Annotated in this window: 17 protein-coding genes; 5 read left to right on the forward strand and 12 right to left on the reverse strand. The window is 71.5% G+C overall.

The window, feature by feature from the left end:
- Window positions 1-43 precede the first annotated feature (43 nt).
- Complete coding sequence (locus ACFVQ0_RS03790; protein WP_390084210.1) at window positions 44-1,297, reverse strand: cytochrome P450; 1,254 nt, start codon at window positions 1,295-1,297, stop codon at window positions 44-46.
- A gap of 80 nt (window positions 1,298-1,377) precedes the next feature.
- Between ACFVQ0_RS03790 and ACFVQ0_RS03795 the strand changes: the two genes are divergently transcribed.
- Both ACFVQ0_RS03795 and ACFVQ0_RS03800 read left to right on the forward strand, forming a co-directional pair.
- Entirely contained in the window at window positions 1,378-2,205 is an 828-nt protein-coding gene (locus tag ACFVQ0_RS03795) for a hypothetical protein (protein WP_390084211.1), read from the forward strand.
- A 55-nt stretch (window positions 2,206-2,260) separates the two neighbouring features.
- Window positions 2,261-4,333, forward strand: a complete 2,073-nt coding sequence (locus ACFVQ0_RS03800) for an MDR family MFS transporter (RefSeq protein ID WP_390084213.1) — start codon at window positions 2,261-2,263, stop codon at window positions 4,331-4,333.
- Window positions 4,334-4,504: 171 nt separating this feature from the next.
- Here ACFVQ0_RS03800 and ACFVQ0_RS03805 read toward each other — a convergent pair whose 3' ends face one another.
- The 3 genes from ACFVQ0_RS03805 to ACFVQ0_RS03815 are packed head-to-tail and all read right to left on the reverse strand — an operon-like array spanning window position 4,505 to window position 6,115.
- Window positions 4,505-4,960 carry a YchJ family protein gene (locus ACFVQ0_RS03805; RefSeq protein WP_390084214.1) on the reverse strand — a complete coding sequence of 152 codons (456 nt, stop codon included), beginning with the start codon at window positions 4,958-4,960 and terminating at the stop codon, window positions 4,505-4,507.
- A gap of 58 nt (window positions 4,961-5,018) precedes the next feature.
- On the reverse strand, window positions 5,019-5,255 hold the full coding sequence (locus tag ACFVQ0_RS03810) for a DUF397 domain-containing protein (RefSeq protein ID WP_024490276.1): 237 nt from the start codon (window positions 5,253-5,255) through the stop codon (window positions 5,019-5,021).
- Window positions 5,255-6,115, reverse strand: coding sequence for a helix-turn-helix domain-containing protein (locus ACFVQ0_RS03815; RefSeq protein ID WP_390084216.1), 861 nt, complete (start codon window positions 6,113-6,115; stop codon window positions 5,255-5,257). Before ACFVQ0_RS03815 ends, ACFVQ0_RS03810 begins: the two co-directional genes overlap by 1 nt.
- 205 nt (window positions 6,116-6,320) lie before the next feature.
- Here ACFVQ0_RS03815 and ACFVQ0_RS03820 point away from each other — a divergent pair, with 205 nt between their 5' ends.
- Both ACFVQ0_RS03820 and ACFVQ0_RS03825 read left to right on the forward strand, forming a co-directional pair.
- Entirely contained in the window at window positions 6,321-6,779 is a 459-nt protein-coding gene (locus ACFVQ0_RS03820; RefSeq protein ID WP_390084218.1) for an ATP-binding protein, read from the forward strand.
- Window positions 6,773-7,210 carry a hypothetical protein gene (locus tag ACFVQ0_RS03825; RefSeq protein ID WP_390084220.1) on the forward strand — a complete coding sequence of 146 codons (438 nt, stop codon included), beginning with the start codon at window positions 6,773-6,775 and terminating at the stop codon, window positions 7,208-7,210. The genes ACFVQ0_RS03820 and ACFVQ0_RS03825 overlap by 7 nt, the downstream gene beginning before the upstream one ends.
- 26 nt (window positions 7,211-7,236) lie before the next feature.
- Here the strand turns inward: ACFVQ0_RS03825 and ACFVQ0_RS03830 are convergent, their stop codons facing one another.
- The 6 genes from ACFVQ0_RS03830 to ACFVQ0_RS03855 all read right to left on the reverse strand — a co-directional run bounded on the left by ACFVQ0_RS03830 (window position 7,237) and on the right by ACFVQ0_RS03855 (window position 13,339).
- A complete protein-coding gene (locus ACFVQ0_RS03830; protein WP_390084222.1) occupies window positions 7,237-8,577 on the reverse strand; it encodes a 6-phospho-beta-glucosidase in 1,341 nt (446 codons plus the stop codon).
- 138 nt (window positions 8,578-8,715) lie between these two features.
- Window positions 8,716-10,272, reverse strand: coding sequence for a cytochrome P450 (locus tag ACFVQ0_RS03835; RefSeq protein WP_390084224.1), 1,557 nt, complete (start codon window positions 10,270-10,272; stop codon window positions 8,716-8,718).
- An 89-nt stretch (window positions 10,273-10,361) separates the two neighbouring features.
- Window positions 10,362-10,976, reverse strand: a complete 615-nt coding sequence (locus tag ACFVQ0_RS03840) for an ATP/GTP-binding protein (RefSeq protein WP_390084226.1) — start codon at window positions 10,974-10,976, stop codon at window positions 10,362-10,364.
- Entirely contained in the window at window positions 10,957-11,328 is a 372-nt protein-coding gene (locus ACFVQ0_RS03845) for a DUF742 domain-containing protein (RefSeq protein ID WP_390084228.1), read from the reverse strand. The genes ACFVQ0_RS03840 and ACFVQ0_RS03845 overlap by 20 nt, the downstream gene beginning before the upstream one ends.
- Window positions 11,325-11,732: a roadblock/LC7 domain-containing protein gene (locus ACFVQ0_RS03850; RefSeq protein WP_024494673.1), complete on the reverse strand. Its 408-nt coding sequence runs from the start codon at window positions 11,730-11,732 to the stop codon at window positions 11,325-11,327. Before ACFVQ0_RS03850 ends, ACFVQ0_RS03845 begins: the two co-directional genes overlap by 4 nt.
- Window positions 11,729-13,339, reverse strand: coding sequence for a sensor histidine kinase (locus tag ACFVQ0_RS03855; protein WP_390084229.1), 1,611 nt, complete (start codon window positions 13,337-13,339; stop codon window positions 11,729-11,731). The genes ACFVQ0_RS03850 and ACFVQ0_RS03855 overlap by 4 nt, the downstream gene beginning before the upstream one ends.
- A gap of 501 nt (window positions 13,340-13,840) precedes the next feature.
- Here ACFVQ0_RS03855 and ACFVQ0_RS03860 point away from each other — a divergent pair.
- Window positions 13,841-14,656, forward strand: coding sequence for an IclR family transcriptional regulator (locus ACFVQ0_RS03860; RefSeq protein WP_390084231.1), 816 nt, complete (start codon window positions 13,841-13,843; stop codon window positions 14,654-14,656).
- Here ACFVQ0_RS03860 and ACFVQ0_RS03865 read toward each other — a convergent pair.
- Both ACFVQ0_RS03865 and ACFVQ0_RS03870 read right to left on the reverse strand, forming a co-directional pair.
- Window positions 14,604-15,110 (reverse strand): MarR family winged helix-turn-helix transcriptional regulator, encoded by a 507-nt coding sequence (locus tag ACFVQ0_RS03865; RefSeq protein WP_390084232.1) that lies wholly within the window; start codon window positions 15,108-15,110, stop codon window positions 14,604-14,606. The two genes, ACFVQ0_RS03860 and ACFVQ0_RS03865, sit on opposite strands and share 53 nt — an antisense overlap.
- On the reverse strand, window positions 15,107-16,843 hold the full coding sequence (locus ACFVQ0_RS03870; protein ID WP_390084233.1) for an FUSC family protein: 1,737 nt from the start codon (window positions 16,841-16,843) through the stop codon (window positions 15,107-15,109). Before ACFVQ0_RS03870 ends, ACFVQ0_RS03865 begins: the two co-directional genes overlap by 4 nt.
- Window positions 16,844-16,855 lie beyond the last annotated feature (12 nt).

Below are 16,855 nucleotides of genomic sequence, written 5' to 3' on the forward strand. Positions count from 1 at the left end.
GAGAGGGCGGCGGCGCGGATGTCCGTACCGTCGCCCCTTCCGCTCAGCCCGCGACCGGGGTGAAGCGCACCGGCAGCGACCGGGGACCTCGGGTGAAGACGCCCTGCTCGGACGGGGTGAATCCGTCCGCGAGCCGTACGTCGGGCATCGCGTCCAGCAGCTGGTTCACCCCGGTCTCCACCTCGGCCCTGGCCAGCAGCGCGCCCACGCAGAAGTGCCGGCCCAGGGCGAACGCCAGATGGTCGGCCGCCGCGGAGAACGCCGTGGTGGCGGTCAGGTCCGTGCGGAAGATGTCGAACCGGTCCGGGTCGCGGTAGCGGGACGCGTCCCGGTTGGCCGCGCCGATCAGACAGGTGACGGTGGACCCTGCGGGCACCCGGCCGCCGCCGAGCTCCACATCCGTGGCGGCCTGACGCATGATCATGTGCACCGGCGGGGTGTAGCGCAGCGTCTCCGCGAAGGCCCGGTCGATGAGACCGCGGTCCTCCCGCACGGCCGCCAGCTGCTCGGGGTGGGTCAGCAGGTTGGCGAAGATCGAGGCGATGGCCTTGTCGGTGGTCTCGCCGCCCGCGGCCAGCAGCAGGCTGCAGAAGGCCTTGATGTCCTCGTCGCTCATCCGTACGCCGTCGACCTCGGCCGCGCAGAGCGCGGAGAGGAGGTCGTCTCCGGGGGCCGCCCGGCGCTGTTGGATGACCGGGATCATGTACGCGGCGAACTCCTGCCGGGTCCGCTCCCCCGCCGCCGCCACCACGGGGTCGCCCGCGAGGTTGCCCAGGAAGGCGATGACCGTGGTGTACCAGCCGTGGAAGCGGTCGTGGTCCGCCTTGTCCAGGCCGAGCATGTCCGCGATGACGAGGACGGGCAGCCGCGTCGCGAACGCTCCGACGAGATCGGCCTCCCCGGTGCGGCGGAAGGTGTCGATCAGCTCGCGCGCGTTGCGTTCGATGACCGGGAGGAACTTCTCCTGGAGGTCCGTGCCCCGGAAGGCCGGGGCGACCAGGGCCCGGCGCACCGCGTGTTCGCGGCCGCTGAGCTGGAGGATGGTACGGCCGTGGACGGGTTCGATCTGCCAGTCGTAGTTGTCGGTGGTGAACTCCCCCGCCTTGTCCTTGAAGACCCGCTCCACGTCCTCGTAGCGGGAGACGATGTAGCTGTCGGTGGCCTCGTGCCTGATCAGCGGGGCTCTGTCGCGCATGATCCGGTAGGCCCCGTAGGGATCGGCTGCGAAGGCGGGCGAGAGAATGTCGGGCACCGGCGGTTCGTGCGGGGCGAGCGACTCTTGCGGGGCAGACGTCATGACGCTCCAGGCTCGTTGACGGACAACGCCGTCCAGGTTATTGACCCACCCGTCCGCTCATACACCCCCTGGGGAACACCATGGCCACCGGCCCTCGCCCGTCCCTCCTCTTCGTCACCGACCTGGCCTACGAGGCGCGCGGGCGCCGCTACTGCGACGAGGACATCTTCCTGACCTCACGGCTGCGCGAGGACTTCGACACGGCGCTGTGCCATCCGCGCGACGCCGCCGCGCTGCTGGCCGGATTCGACGTGGCCGTCATACGCAACAGCGGCCCGGTGCTGCACTACCAGGAGGCGTACGACGCGTTCCGCACACGGGCCGGGGAACTGGACGCCCGGGTCTACAACCCGCTGACCGGCCGGGGCGACATGGCGGGCAAGCAGTACCTGGTCGACCTGAGCCGGGCCGGGTATCCGGTGATCCCGACCGTGGACCGGGTCGCGGACGTGGGCCTGTTGCCGGCGGCCGACGGATACGTGATCAAGCCGAAGCTGGGCGCGGACTCGGCCGGGCTGCGCTTCGTACAGAGCCCCGACCTGGGCCCGGAGACGGACGGGACGCAGCTGATCCAGCCCCGGATCGACTTCCGCTACGAGGTGTCCTTCTACTTCGTGGACCACGACTTCCAGTACGCGCTGCACGCGCCGCACCCGGAGCGTCGGTGGGTGCTGGAGCCGTACGCGGCGAGTGCGGCGGATCTGGAGTTCGCCCGGTCCTTCGTGGCGTGGAACACCCTCGATCACGGGATCCAGCGGGTCGACGCGTGCCGGACGGCGGACGGTGAGCTGCTCCTCGTCGAGCTGGAGGACCTGAACCCGTACCTCTCGCTGGACCGGGTGGCGGAGCCGGTGCGGGAGGCGTTCGTCACACGGATGAAGGCCTCGCTCAGGGATCTGGCCGCCTGAGCCATCCGGCGGCGCCCGGCATGCGGGTGACGGGGCGCGGTGTGAGGGTGCAAGCGTGACCACTGCCAGCGAGACCGCCCCCGCCGCGCAGAGTGCCGCCGCGCCGCCCCTGCTCGACCCGCGCCGCCGGAACATCGTCTTCGCCACGATCGTGCTGGGGATTCTGCTGGCCGCGCTCGACCAGACGATCGTGGGCACCGCGCTGCCCACGATCGTCTCCGACCTGGGCGGCGCCGCCCATATGTCGTGGGTGGTCACGGCGTATCTGCTCGCGGAGACGGTGGCGACGGTCCTGGTCGGGAAGTTCGGCGACCTGTTCGGCCGGAAGATCGTCTTCCAGCTGTCCGCGATCATCTTCATCACCGGTTCGTTCCTGTGCGGCCTCGCGACGAACATGACGCTGCTGATCGTGTGGCGCGGTCTCCAGGGCATCGGCGCCGGCGGGCTCATGGTCACGTCGATGGCACTGATCGCGGACGTCATCCCGCTGCGCGACCGGGGCAAGTACCAGGGCGCGATCGGTGCGGTGTTCGGTGTCTCCACCGTCATCGGACCGCTGCTGGGCGGGCTCTTCACCGACCATCTGACCTGGCGCTGGGCGTTCTACGTCAATGTGCCGATCGCGATCGTGGTGGTCATCGCCGCGGCCCGCACCATCCCCTCCGTGAAGGCCGCGGGGCGTCCGGTCATCGACTACCTGGGCATCGCCATGGTCACGGTCGGGGCCAGCTCGCTGATCCTGGCGACGAGCTGGGGCGGCAACCAGTACGCCTGGAGCTCCCCCGTCATCATCGGCCTGTTCGCACTCGGCGTGGTCGCGCTCGCGCTCTTCTGCCTCGTGGAGTTCCGGGCGAAGGAACCGATGCTGCCGATGCGGCTCTTCGGCAACCCGGTCTTCACGGTCTGCTCGATCCTCAGCTTCATCGTGGGCTTCGCGATGCTCGGCGCGATGATCTTCCTGCCGACGTATCTGCAGTACGTGGACGGGGACTCCGCGACCCTCTCCGGTGTCCGGACGCTGCCGATGGTCATCGGGCTGCTGGTCGCCTCGATCTTCAGCGGCAACGTGGTCAGCAAGACCGGCCGCTACCGGATCTTCCCGATCATCGGTTCACTGGTCATGGCGGCCGGCCTGTTCCTGCTCTCCCGGATGGGCCCGGACAGCGGGGTGTGGCTGGAGTCGCTGTACATGCTGGTGCTCGGTGTCGGGATCGGGCTGTCCATGCAGGTGCTGACGATCGCGGTGCAGAACACCGTCGACTACTCCGACCTGGGCACGGCGACCTCTGGCGTGACGTTCTTCCGTACGCTCGGCAGCGCCTTCGGCACCGCGGTGTTCGGCACCATCTACGCCAACACGCTCGGCCCCAACCTCAAGGACGGGATCGCCGCCGCGGCACGGGCGGGCGGCGATCCGGCGGTGCTGGTGAAGGCCTCGCAGAGCCCGGAGGGCCTGCACTCGCTGCCCGGCGCGCAGTCGGCGGTGCTGGCCCTGGCGTACGCCGACACCCTGCACACGGTGTTCCTGTGGACGGTGCCGGTCGCGGTGCTGGGGTTCGTCGTGGCGCTCTTCCTGAAGGAGGTGAAGCTGCGCGACACGGTGCGGGCCGGCTCGACCGACATGGGCGAGGGCTTCGCCTCACCGAACACCGGGGACCCGGCCCGGCTGCTCGAATTCTCGGTGGCCAAGGTCCTGCGCCGGGTCGACCCGGAAACGGCCCGGCGGATCATCGTGGAGTCGGACACCCGGCTGGACATGGCGGGGGCCTGGGCGGTGATGCAGGTCGAGCTGTTCACCCGGATGGTCGGCCACGCCGGGCTCCGGCTGATCGCGGCCCGGCACCGGCTTCCGCCCGAGGTACTGGTGCCCGTCTTCGACCGGATGATCGAGGAGGGCTACCTCACCGGGGACGGCCACCTGTTCGCCCACACGGAGGCGGGCCGCAGGGAGGCCGCGACCATCACGAACGCCTGGGCGGCCTGGCTCAACGACCAGCTGGGCCACGACGGCGAACGCCCCGACGACGCCCGCCTGCGCGCCGCGGTCGACGTCATCGCCAAGCGGCTGCTGGCGGAGGACCTCACCCAGGAACTGTCCCCGGCGGCCCCGGCCGGCGCCCCGGTCTGAGCGGGTGCCGGGCGGCTGACGGCTCGTACGTCCTGCGGGCTTCGAGGGGCGCGGCCAGGTGGTCACCTTCGGCGTGACGGTGGCAGTTGTCGACGAGCACGAGAGGCGCCGACCCCGCACCGCACGCGGGTGTCCGTGTTCAACTGACGTCGGCGGTCCGGGCCTCCGTGGTCAGTCCGCGAAGACCGCCGACTCGTAGACCCAGGCACCGCCGTGCCGGACGAAGCGGCTCTTCTCGTGCAGCGAGTCGGCGCGGCCGCGGTCCTTGAAGTGCGCCCGGAAGGTGACCGTGCCAGTGGTGTGGAAGGCGCTGCCCTCCGTCGTCCCCAGGATCTCCAGCCGCTCCCAGCGCACCCCCGGATCGAGGTCGAGGGTGGCCGGCCGGGTGCCGGGGTGCCAGGTGCGCAGCAGGTACCCGGCGTCCCGGACGACGAAGGCCGCGTACCGCGAACGCATCAGCGCCTCGCAGGTCTGCGCGGCGGCCCCGCCGTGCAGCCTCCCGCAGCACGCGCCGTACGTTGCGGGCAGCCCGCACGGGCAGGGCGATGCCGCGGTGATCTCGGCGACTGGAGCGGTACGGGCGCGAGCGGCGGAGGGTCGCCGGGGGTGGGAGGTACGTCGGGACATGGGTCCATTGTGGCCTGCGGCGGTACCGGGCCGGCAACCGGACCGCCGCCCGTCACCCTCAGGTCAGCAGGAAATCCGCCTGGCCGGCTTTGGCTCCCTGGATGAAGGCGGCGATCTCGCGGTGGGTGTAGATCAGGGCGGGGCCGTCCGGGTCCGCGGACTGGCGCATGGCGATTCTTCCGTCGGACAGCTTCATCGCTTCGACACAGTTGCCGCCGTTGCCACCGCTCCACGGCTTGTACCAGCCCTCGGAGCCGAGTTCGGCGGCCGGCATGCCGTTGTATATGGGTGTCATCACAGCTCCTTGCGGAAGCCCCGGAGGATTTCCTTCGTGCGTTGTGCAGTCGCGGCCTGGGCCGCCATTCGGTCCATGACCTCCAGGTAGGAGGCCACCTCGGGGCGTGCGTCGAAGTAGACGGCCCCGGTCAGGTATTCGCTGTAGACCATGTCGGGGAGCTCCGGGACGGCGAACCGGAAGAGCACGAAGGGTCCGTAGGTGCCCGGGTGATGGCCGGTGGAGAACTCGGCGATCTGGACGGTCACGTTGGGCATCGCGGTCGCTTCGAGCAGCTGGTCGATCTGGGCGCGCATGGTCTCCGGGGCGCCCACCGGGCGGCGGAGCACCGTCTCGTCCATCACGACCCACAGCCGCGGGGCATCCGGCTTGGTCAGCAGGGACTGGCGCTCCATCCGCAGCGCCACATGGCGCTCGATGTCCTCCGGCCTGGTCTGGCCGACGGCTCCGGTGCGCATCACGGAGCGCGCGTAGTCCTCGGTCTGCAGCAGCCCGGGGACGAAGTGCGGCTCGTACATGCGCAGCAGGCTCGCCGCGCCCTCCAGGCTGACGTACATGCTGAACCAGTCGGGCAGCACGTCGTGGAAACGCTGCCACCAGCCCGGCTTGTTGGCCTCCTCCGCGAGGACGACGAAGGCGTCGGCCTCCTCCTCGGAGATCCCGTAGGCCTTCAGGAGAAGTTGCACATAGGCGATCTTGAGGGCGACCTCGGCCGTCTCCAGCCTGCGTATCGTCGCGGGCGCGACGCGCAGCACCTTCGCAGCCTGGTCACGGCTCAGGCCGACACGTTCCCGCAGATCCTGCAGGCGCTTGCCGAGAACGACCTGACCCACGGTCGGGGCGGACCGCGGTTCACTCACTTCAGACCTCCCCATGCGCTGTTTGCGAGCAGTGTGCCATGCGCGTGCCGTCAAAGACACAGCCACTCTGGAAATTTCAGAGTGCCCCTTGCCAAGTGTTCGCGACAGGGGGAGAGTTGGTGAGTGAACCAGTTCACTAGTCGCGCTCAGCTGTTTTCACCAAGATCGCGAAGCGTGACACAGCCCCCACTGTGAGGATTCGGTCGTGGCACCTGGCAGTGCGCTCATCTCCCGGCTCGTCGACCTCAGCCCCGGGACCGAAGCGCTCCGGTACTGCTTCGCGCTGCCCGCGCACCCGGAGTCGGTCGCCGGTGCCCGCCGGCTCACGCGGGCCCGGCTGGACGAGTGGCGGCTGGACGACGACGCGCACGAGGCGGCGATCCTCATCGTGTCCGAGCTGGTGACCAACGCGGTGGTGCACACCTCCAGCTCTCGCGTCGTGTGCGAGCTGCGCTGCCTCGATCACCGGCTGCACATAGCCGTACAGGACCAAGGACACCAGCCCGGCGGACCTCAGTTGCGCCGCGACGCCGACGACGAGCACGGACGCGGCCTGCTGCTCGTGGACGCGATGTGCAGTGCCTGGGGGTCCCGCGACGCGGGGGACGGCTCGGGCCGCATCGTCTGGGCAGAACTGCCGCACGGCTCGGAGCACTCATGTTGAAGAACGCAATGTCCCATCTCCTGGGAACCCGTCGCCCCCGTGAGACGGGCCGCCCCGGTGGCGGCCGGGTGCAGCTCCCGCTCCCCTCGGCCCTCACAGCGGCCCTGGGCTGCGACGCGGTGGGGGTGCCCGCCCGGTACGGCTTCCGGCTGATGTCTCATCTGCCGCGCACCGGCTGCGTCTTCGACGACGGGGAGCGCTGGTGGTGGATCGTCCCGTCGGGTTCCGATCTCGAACTGGACTGGCCGGCCCAGGCCGCGTACGCGCGCGGCGCCTACGTACCGGCGGTGCGGCCCCGGCTGATCCATCAGCCCGACAGCCGCACGCCCTATACGCCGCCCATCCCGCTCTACCTGATGGTCTGCCAGGTGACGGGGGTGACGCCCTCGTGGACGTCCGCGGGCGGCCCGCGGGTCTCCTCCGCCCCCTGACCCGCGCGGCCGCCCCGTGAGCGGCGCTACTTGAGGTACGAGAGGCCCGGGTGGACGCGGGTGTAGCCGTCGAGCAGGCGGCGGGCGACCGAGACCGAGTCGACCAGCGGGTGCAGGGCGAAGGCCCGGACGGCGTCGCCGCGCGCACCGCTCGCCGCCGCGTCCAGCACCGCCCGCTCGACGGCCTTCACCGAGGTGACCAGCCCGACCGCGTGGTACGGCAGCGGGTCGACGGCGACCGGATGGGCGCCGTTCGCGTCCACCAGGCACGGCACCTCGATGACGGCGTCCGCGTCGAGCACGGAGAGCGTGGTGCGGTTGCGGACGTTGAGGATCAGGGAGGTCCGTTCGTCGCGGGCCACGGCCCGCATGAGGGCCAGCGCGACCTGCTCGTAGCCGCCCGAGCCGAGGTCGCTCTCCTCGCGCTCGCCGGCCCCCGCCACCTCCCGGTTCTCCGACATGTAGGTGGCCTCGCGCTCCGCGCGGGTACGGTCCCAGGTGGCGAGGGCGGGGGTGCCCGGGTTCTTCATCCGGCCGTAGAAGCCCTCCTGCTGCTCCCGGAGGAAGGCGCCACGGGTCTGCTCCGCCTCCTGGTAGGCGCGGACCGCCTCGCGGTTGAAGTAGTAGTAGTGCAGGTACTCGTTGGGGATCGCGCCCAGGGACCGCAGCCAGTCGGTGCCGAAGAGCCGGCCCTCCTCGAACGAGCCGAGCAGCTCCGGGTCCGCGAACAGCCTCGGCAGTTCGTCCCGGCCGTCGACGTACAGACCCCGTACCCAGCCGAGGTGGTTGAGGCCGACGTAGTCGATCCGGGCCCGGTCCGGGTCCGCGCCGAGCACCCGGGCGATCCGGCGGCCGAGCCCGACCGGCGAGTCGCAGATCCCGATGACCCGGTCACCGAGGTGGGCGGACATCGCCTCCGTCACCAGTCCGGCCGGGTTGGTGAAGTTGATGACCCAGGCGTGCGGGGCTAGCCGGGCGATGCGCCGGGCCAGGTCGACCGCGACCGGCACGGTGCGCAGTCCGTAGGCGATCCCGCCCGCGCCGACGGTCTCCTGTCCGAGCACGCCTTCGTCGAGGGCCACCCGTTCGTCGGCGGCCCGGCCCGCGAGCCCGCCGACCCGGATCGCGGAGAAGACGAAGTCGGCGCCGCGCAGCGCCTCGTCGAGTTCGGTGGTGGCGATGACGGCCGGGGCGTCCGCGATGCCCTCGGCCTGTTCGGTGAGCACCCGGGCGACGGCGGTGAGCCGGTCGGGGTCGGTGTCGTAGAGGGTGACCGAGGAGACCCGTCCCTCGGCGTGGTCGGCGAGCAGCGCCCCGTACACCAGAGGAACCCGGAACCCGCCGCCACCCAGAATTGTCAGCTTCACGCTTCCGCATGGTACGTGGGGGCGTCGCGAGGGGCTCGGCGCGACGGGCCGGTGGCGCCGCCGGAGGGTGACGACGGCCCGGCGGAAGGAAGCCTGAGGGTTCCCTTCCGCCGGGCCGTCGTCACCGTCCACCGCCGGTCAGTTGCCGCTCCACCAGCGGGTCACGACGCGCCACAGGCGGGCCGGGGCCGCGGGCCGGCGCTGCTGCGGGATGAGGCCGGACGCATCGCCGGGCGTGGCCGCCGAGCCGTCGGCCGCGGCGGTCGCCCCGGTCGGGCCGGTACCGGCCGGGTCCGGGGACACGGCGGCCCTGACCGGGATCGGCGCCGTGTGACGGACCGCCGACTGGACCTCCCAGTCCTGGCGGGCCGGGTTCGGCTTGCCCATGGACGGCGGTTCCCGGTCGTCCTGCGGCGGGCGCGAGGCGAACTCGGCGGGAAGCTCCACCAGATGACGGCCCATGATGTTGCCGACCCACTGGAGCTCGCTCTCTTCCACGGCGAGTTCCAGGTCGGGCAGCCGCATCAGCAGCGCGTCCACGCCGACGTCCGCGATGGCGCGCCCGATGTCCTGCCCCGGGCATTCGTGCGGTCCGCCGCTGAACGCGAGGTGGGCCCGGTTGCCCTCCATGTTGGCGCTGAGGTCGGGCCGTACCACCGGGTCGGTGTTGGCCGGCGCGATGCCGACGATCAGCGCGTCGCCCGCCTTGATGCGCTGCCCGCCCAGCTCGGTGTCCCCGACCGCCCAGCGGCCGAAGACCGCGGTGAACGGCGGCTCGTCCCACAGGGTCTGCTCCACCGCCTCCGGGACGGTCATGTGGCCGCCGCTGAGCCTGGCCCGGAACCGGGGGTCGGTGAGGACCATGCGGAGCACGTTGGCGATCAGGTTGGTGGTCGACTCGTAGGAGGCGATCAGGACGAGCCGCAGATGCTCGGCGACCTCTTGGTCGTTCATGTCCGCGGGGTGCTCGACGAGCCAGGTGGCGAAGTCGTCCGCGGGTTCGCGGCGGCGCCGCTCGACGAGGCGGCTCAGCGCGGCGAGCACGTAGGCGTTGCTCTCGACGGCGGTGGCGGTACCGCGGACCATGTCCCGGGCGGCCCCCACCATCCGGTCGTTGTACTCCTCCGGCATCCCGAGGATCGCGCACATCACCATCATCGGCAGCCGCTCGGCGAACTCGCTGACCAGGTCGGTGCGGCCCTCCCGGCAGAAGTCGTTGACGAGCCGGTTGCTGTAGCGGTTGACGTGGCGGCGGACGCCGCGGGTGTCGATCCGGTTCATGGAGTCGGTGACGGCACCGCGCTGGCGCTCGTGGGTGGCACCGTCGGCGAAGACGCAGATCGGCTGCCAGGTGAAGATCGGCGCCAGCGGGTGGTCGGGCGCCACGGTGCCGTCCTGCAGGGCGCGCCAGCGGCGGGAGTCGCGGGAGAACTGCGAGGGCGTACGGGTCATGTGCAGGTTCTCGCTGTGCCCGAGGACCAGCCAGGCCGGCACGTCACCGTGCAGCAGGACGGGCGCCACGGAGCCGTGCTCGGCGCGCAGCTTGTCGTACAGGCCGTGCGGGTCCTGCTCTGCCTCGGGACCGTAGAGCCGTCGCAGGCCGCCGGGGCCGATGCCCAGGCCGTGGGCCGGGCACTCGGGGGGCGGAACCGGCCCCGTGGCCGCTCCGGGCTCGTAGTGGAATGGGGTTGTCACGATCGCTCCAGGGATCAGACTGCCAAGGGCGGACGAATGGGGGTACGCGGTGGGGGCGCGCGGAACGGGTGCGCAGGACGCGTGGGACGTCAGCCGAGCGGGACAGCCGCACTGTGCAGATACCGCATCAGGGTCATCAGCACATCGCGGCTGGAGGCGCGCAGTCGGGCGTCGCAGTCGATCATCGGTACGTCGTCCGGCAGGTCCAGCGCGCTGCGCAGGGCCTCGACGGGGTGCTTCGGGGCGTCGGGGAAGGTGTTGACGGCGACGACGAACGGTACGCCGCGTTCCTCCAGCCGCCCGATGACGTCGAAGCTGACCTCCAGCCGGCGGGTGTCGATGAGGACGACGGCGCCCAGCGCTCCCTCGAACAGGCCGTTCCAGAGGAACCAGAACCGTTCCTGGCCGGGGGTGCCGAACAGATAGAGGATCAGTTCCTCACTGATGCTGATCCGGCCGAAGTCCATGGCCACGGTGGTGGCGGTCTTGCTCTCCACGCCGTAGTTGTCGTCCACGCCGACGCCGGCCTGGGTCATGGTCTCTTCGGTGGTCAGGGGCCGGATCTCGCTGACGGAGCCGACCATCGTCGTCTTCCCGACCCCGAACCCGCCGACGATCACGACCTTCACCGCGGCGGTGGCCGTGGTGGGCAGGACGTCCTCGCTCCGGGGGCCCGTGATCGTGTCAGAGTTTCTGAAGTCCATGCATCACCGCTTCGAGGAGGGACCTGTCCGGGAGGGTCGCGCGGACGATCGGCGCCCGCGATTCGATCAGCTCGGTCGCGAGGAGATCGGTCAGGAGCGCCGTCACCACGCTGAACGGCAGGCTGAGGTAGGCGGAGATCTCCGCGACGGACAGGGGGGCCTGGCAGAGCCGCAGGATCACGGCCTGTTCGGGCTGGACCGTCGGTGTCGGCTGTGATTTGGAGACCACCATCGTGACCAGGTCGAGTGCGGCCCGGTCGCTGCCGTCGGGATCGCCGGTGATCACGTAGAGCCGTTCCGGATCGCTCAGCGCCGGATCGACCGTGCGGCGTTCTCGTCGGATAGAACTCATCCGGCCTGCCCGTCGTGCCGGGGCGGGCTCGTCAGATGGGCGCCGATCCGTACGACCATGTCGCGCATCCGCGATCCGACGAGCCCCGCGTCCACCGTCTCACCGGCGAGCACGGCGAGATACGCGCCGGCTCCGGCGGCCATCAGGTAGAAGAACCCGCCGGTGACCTCGATGACGACGAGCCGCATCCGGCCGTCGCTGTACGGGATCTCGGAGGCGACGGCCGCGGCCAGGCTCTGCAGCCCGGCGCAGGCCGCCGCGAGCCGGTCGGCGACGTCGGGGTCACCGCCGTGCCGGGCGATGCGCAGCCCGTCCGCGGAGAGCACCACGATCTGGTGGATGTCCGGAACGTCGTCGGCCAGCTCTTTGAGCATCCAGTCCATGTTGCCCCGCTGCTGGATCACTTCAGGTCTCCCTTGTCCCACGCGTCATCGGAGTCTTCGTCGGGCCCGGGTTCCCGCGGAACGCCGTTGGCGCCCTTGGTGAACGCCTCCAGCCAGATTCCGGGAGGCGGTTCCTTGCCGTTCTCGTGGCCGTTTCCGTGGCCGTTGGTCCGGCCCGCGGTGGGGTCCGCGGGCTGCGCGGGGAGGTTGTGGGAACCCAGCGGCGCGCGGCCGCGGCTGCGGCGCTGCGGGAGTCCGCCGGCGGTCCACTCCGTCACCACGGGGAGATCGTCCTCCATGGCGACCGGGGCGGCGGGGGCGGCCGGGCGGGTGGCGGGGGCCACCGGGCCGGTGGCCGGACGGGCGCCCAGCGGGCTGGGCTTGCGGCGGTTGCTGCGTGCCGGGACGACGTGCTTCATGTCCGCGAGGTCGATGTCACTGGTCGGCCGCGAGGTGGCGCCGATGCCGTGGGCGATGCCGGGCGCGGGACCGGTGGTGATCATGGAGCGGGGCACGATGAGTACCGCGCGGACACCGCCGTACGCGGACTGCCGCAGCGAGACCTGGAGGTCGTACATCCGCGACAGCCGGCCGACGACCGCCATGCCGAGCCGCGGGGACTCGCCGAGGTCGTTCATGCTGGAGCCGGCCTGGGCCCTGGCGAGCATGTTCTCGGCCCGCGCGCGGGCCTCCTCGCTGAGGCTGACGCCGCCGTCCTCGATCTCGATGGCGATGCCGGTCTGCACCTCGACGGCGGTGACGTGCACACGGGTCTGCGGCGGCGAGTACCGGGTCGCGTTGTCGAGGAGTTCGGCGCAGGCGTGGATGAGCGGTTCGACCGCGGTGCCGATGATGGCGACCTTGGCGATCGAGTGCAGATCGACGCGCGGGTACTCCAGGATTCGCGACATGGCCCCGCGCAACACGCTGAACAGCGGTACGGGCTTGGGCCACTGGCGGCTGGGGCGGGCGCCGCCGAGGACGGCGATGGAGTCCGCGAGCCGGCCGATCAGCGCGGTGCCGTGGTCGATGCGGAGCAGGTCGTCGAAGACGTCGGGGTTGCGCCCGTGGTGCTCCTCCATCTCCCGCAGCTCACTGGCCTGCCGGTGGACGATCGCCTGGACGCGGCGGGCGACGTTGACGAAGGCGCGCTGCGCGGAGTCACGCGTCGCCTCCTCGTTGTCGATGATGTCCAGCACCGTGTAGACGAGAGAGCGCTGGGCGTCGGGCAGATGCCGGTAGACGGGGTCGGCGTCCACGACGTCGCGCAGCACCTCGTCCGGGGAGTTGCCCACCCGCAGCCGGTGGATCGCGGCGGGCAGGAGCTCCTTGCTGATCCGTACGGTCTCTTCGTCGTGGTTGGCCAGCCGGCGTTCCAGGCCGCCGCAGCGGTGCTCGTACTCGGCGCGCTGCCGGCGGATCGTCCGTGCGCGGCGGGCGAGTTCCGCGGTGAGCACGGCGACCACGACGGTGGCGAAGGCGCCGCACAGGACGACTGGTATCCGCGCGGCCCCGGAAACCAGCGCTACGGCTGCGGCGGTCGCGCCCGCCATCGCGACAACGGGCAGCAACACGGCGCGGACGACAGGTGTTTCTCGGTCGATCGGCGGTGATTCAACACGAACCATCTAAAACCTCTGGCGGTTGACTCGGGGGGATTATTCAGGAAGCACAGCGCTTACAGGGCAGTTGGGAACAAGCGCTCGAATTCGCATCAACTCGACTTCACTGCGCGTGAGCTTAGTCAGATCGAAACAGTGCTTCGGCACATTCACCCAACCCCCTGCGCGAGGACTCCAGCGGTAATACACTCGCGGGTTTTGCACGCACCGCCTCCGAGCGTGCGCGGGGAGTGACGGCAGGGCGGATTCCGGAGAAATCACCCGTCAGCGTCCCGTCCTGCGGAACGCGACGACCTGCCTGCCGGGCTTCGCGGATCCTCAACACCCTTGAGAAGTAAGGTGAATGGGCACACCGGCGACTCCAGCGGCTCCGGATCGGTCCAGTCCGTACCGGACAGCGGTACAGGGGCACATGTGATCGAAGCGGATCGAAAGGAACAGATTTCTGACCGGCACGCGAGTGGAGCGCGTGGTCGCCGTCCGAACGAACAGAGGAACGGGCATCTCATGGAGCCGACACGGGACTACACCATCGAGTCACTCGACACCGGACTTCGGCTGCTTCGGCTGTTCCTCACGCATGACTCGCTCACCGTCTCCGGGGCGGCCGAGCTGCTCTCCGTCGGCCGCTCCACCGCCCACCGCGTGCTCAGCACATTGGAGGGGCGCGGCTTCGCGGTCCGGGACGCCTCGGGACGCGGCTACTCCCCCGGTCCCGAACTCATGACGCTGGGGCGGCCCGCCGGCTTCGGAGCGGAGGACCGCGAACAGATCGGCGCGGTACTGGACGACGCGGTGCGGCGCACCGGCGAGACCGTGCAGAGCGTCGCCCTCGTCGGGGACCGGACCGTCGTCACCGACGGCCGCGAGTCCGGGCAGCCGGTGCGGGTGGTGCTGGAGACAGGGCGCACCCACCCCGCGTACGCGACATCGGGCGGCAGGATGCTGCTCTCCCGGCTGGCCCCGGAACAGGTCCGCGCCCTGTATCAGCGGGAGCGGTCGGACGGGCGGGAGCGGCCGGACGAGGGCGCGGACCGGGCCGAGCCGCCGTCGGCACTGCTCGACGAGCTGGCGGACATCCGCGCGTGCGGGTACGCGCTGGGCCGCGGCGAGCCGGTGCCGGGCATCAACACCGTCGCCGTACCGCTGGCCGGTTCCGGCCGCCGGGACCTGCTCGCGCTGACGGCCTGCGCACCCGCGGACCGGGGTGACGACGCCACGCTGGTGCGCCGCGCGGAGGAGCTGCGGCGGTCCGCCGCGCTCCGGGCGGTCAGCGGCGCGCCCCGCCGATCCGGCCCTCCAGCTGTACCAGCAGCTCGCTGAGCTGCGCGCTGAGCCGGTCCCTGGACTCCGCGTCGAGACCGGAGAGCACCGCGCGTTCGTAGGCCAGTTGCTGCGGCAGCAGTCCGTCGACGAGCGCGCGGCCCTCCTCGGTCAGCCGCACGTGCGCGACCCGGCGGTCACGCGTGTCGCCGCGACGCTCTGTGAGGCCGCGCTCCTGGAGGACGCGCAGGCGTTTGGTCACGGCCGCACCGGAGGAGAACGTCTCCCTGGCCAGTTCGCCGGGGGTGAGTTCGCGGTCGGTACGGCGCACCGCGCCGAGCAGGTCGAACTCGGCACGGGTCAGTCCGGCGGCCCGCAGCGGGGCGTCCTCGGCCTGCTGGAGCAGGGCGGCGCAGCGGTTGATCCGGCCGATCAGCTCCATGGGGCCGGTGTCCAGCTCCGGGTTGACTGCCTGCCACTGCCGTACCACCGAGGCGACGATGTCGTCGGTCACACCGCTCCGTTCTCCGGGGCCGGGGCGATCAGCCCCTGCCGTATCGCTGTCGCCGCGAGCGTACGGTGTCCGGCCTGCTCGGCGGCGAGTACCTCCTCCTGGGGCAGGTCGCGCTGCCACCATTCGCCGGCCGCCGTGTCGTCCGCGTCGCGCAGCTCGACCAGGCAGCCGGTGAGCCCTCGGCGGGCGGCTTCGAGCGCGGCGGGGCTCGAACCGGGGGCCGCGAGGGTCTGTACGGCGTGGGCGCGGGCCAGTTCGGCGGCGGCGAGTGCGCTCTCCACCCGCCCCCCGGCGCGCCGGTTGGTGACGAGCATCGCGGTGAGGATTCCGGCCGCGGCGCCGATGACGGTGTCCAGGACCCGGTCGCCGATGAGCTCACCGGCCGGGTGGCTGCCCGCGTACTCCAGGACGAGCAGCGCCATCGGGGTCACCGCGACGGAGCCGAGCCAGTAGTTGCGGGTGATCAGGGCCTCCGCCGCGAAGCTGAAGAAGAGGCAGAAGCCGATCAGGGCCAGCGGGCCGGTCCGGGTGACGGGGAGAACGGCGGCGAAGACCAGGACGCCGATGAGGTTGCCGAGGGTGCGCTGGAGGGCCCGGTTCCAGGAGAGCGTGACGTTGGCCTGGTAGAGGGAGGCCGCGGTGACGATGGCCCAGTAGGGGCGGCCGACGCCGACGGCCGACGAGAGGTAGCCGGCCAGGGCGCAGCCGATGAGGGTGCGGGCCGCGATCGGCAGCAGCGGGGATCCGGGGCCCAGCCGGTGGAGCAGTGCGCGGCGGGCTTCGCCGGGCGCGGTGGGGCGCAGGGCCGTGCGTTCGGCTTCGATGCCGAAGAGTTCGGCGGCCGTTCCGGGGGCGGCCGGTGGGGTGGGCACCGGGCCTCGGGCCCGGGTCCGGGCGGCCCAGTCGCGCAGCAGGGCGGGGTCTGCGGCCGAGGGGCGCTCCCCGCCGTGGGCAGCCGCTCCCCCGTCGGCGGCGGGCGTGGCTGCGGCGAGCGCGGTCTCCGCGTGCACGACGAGGCGTTCCAGCGCACGGCGTGCGGGGGTGGGGCGCCCGGCCGCGAGGAGGGTCTGCCACGCACCGTGCACCGCGGCGACCGCGGCGCGCCGGGTGTGGTGGCCGGGGTCCGCGGTGTGGGCCGCGGCCGCGTTCAGGGCGCGGGCCGTGGCGAGGCGCTCGGGCCCCTCGCGGCGGACGAGGGCGGGACCGGCGACGGTGACGAGCCAGGAGACCGCGCCCGCCCCGAGGGTCAGGGCGAGGTGACCGGGTATCTGGCCCAGGTGCTGCGGGGCGAACAGGGACGCCGAGCTGACGAACGTGAAGATCAGCGGTCCGGGGGGCCCGATCCGGGTGGCGTCGCAGAGCAGTTTCTGCCCGGCCGCCAGGAGTGCGCCGACGGCGATCAGGACGGCGGTCGAATCGGTCAGCGACGCGGTGACGAGCGATACGGCCAGTCCGGCGAGCATCCCGAGGACGACTCCGACGATGCTCCGGGCGCGTCGCGCGTACGGCAGGTTGTGGCCGTACAACGCGCAGAGGGATCCGGCCATCGTGTACATCACGAGGTCGAGGCGGTCGATGGAGAACAGCACCAGGTTGGGTATCGCCGTGGCCACGACCACGCTGGACGCCGGTTTGAGCCAGATGTCCGAGGGGCGGGCCAGGCGCAGCGGCCCCGCCAGTGGGAGCCGGTGGACGGAGGGCTGCCGACGCGGCCGGGTAGTTGTATCGCTCACCCAAATACGTTA

The organism is Streptomyces sp. NPDC057900 (assembly GCF_042887885.1).
Taxonomy (GTDB): Bacteria; Actinomycetota; Actinomycetes; order Streptomycetales; family Streptomycetaceae; genus Streptomyces.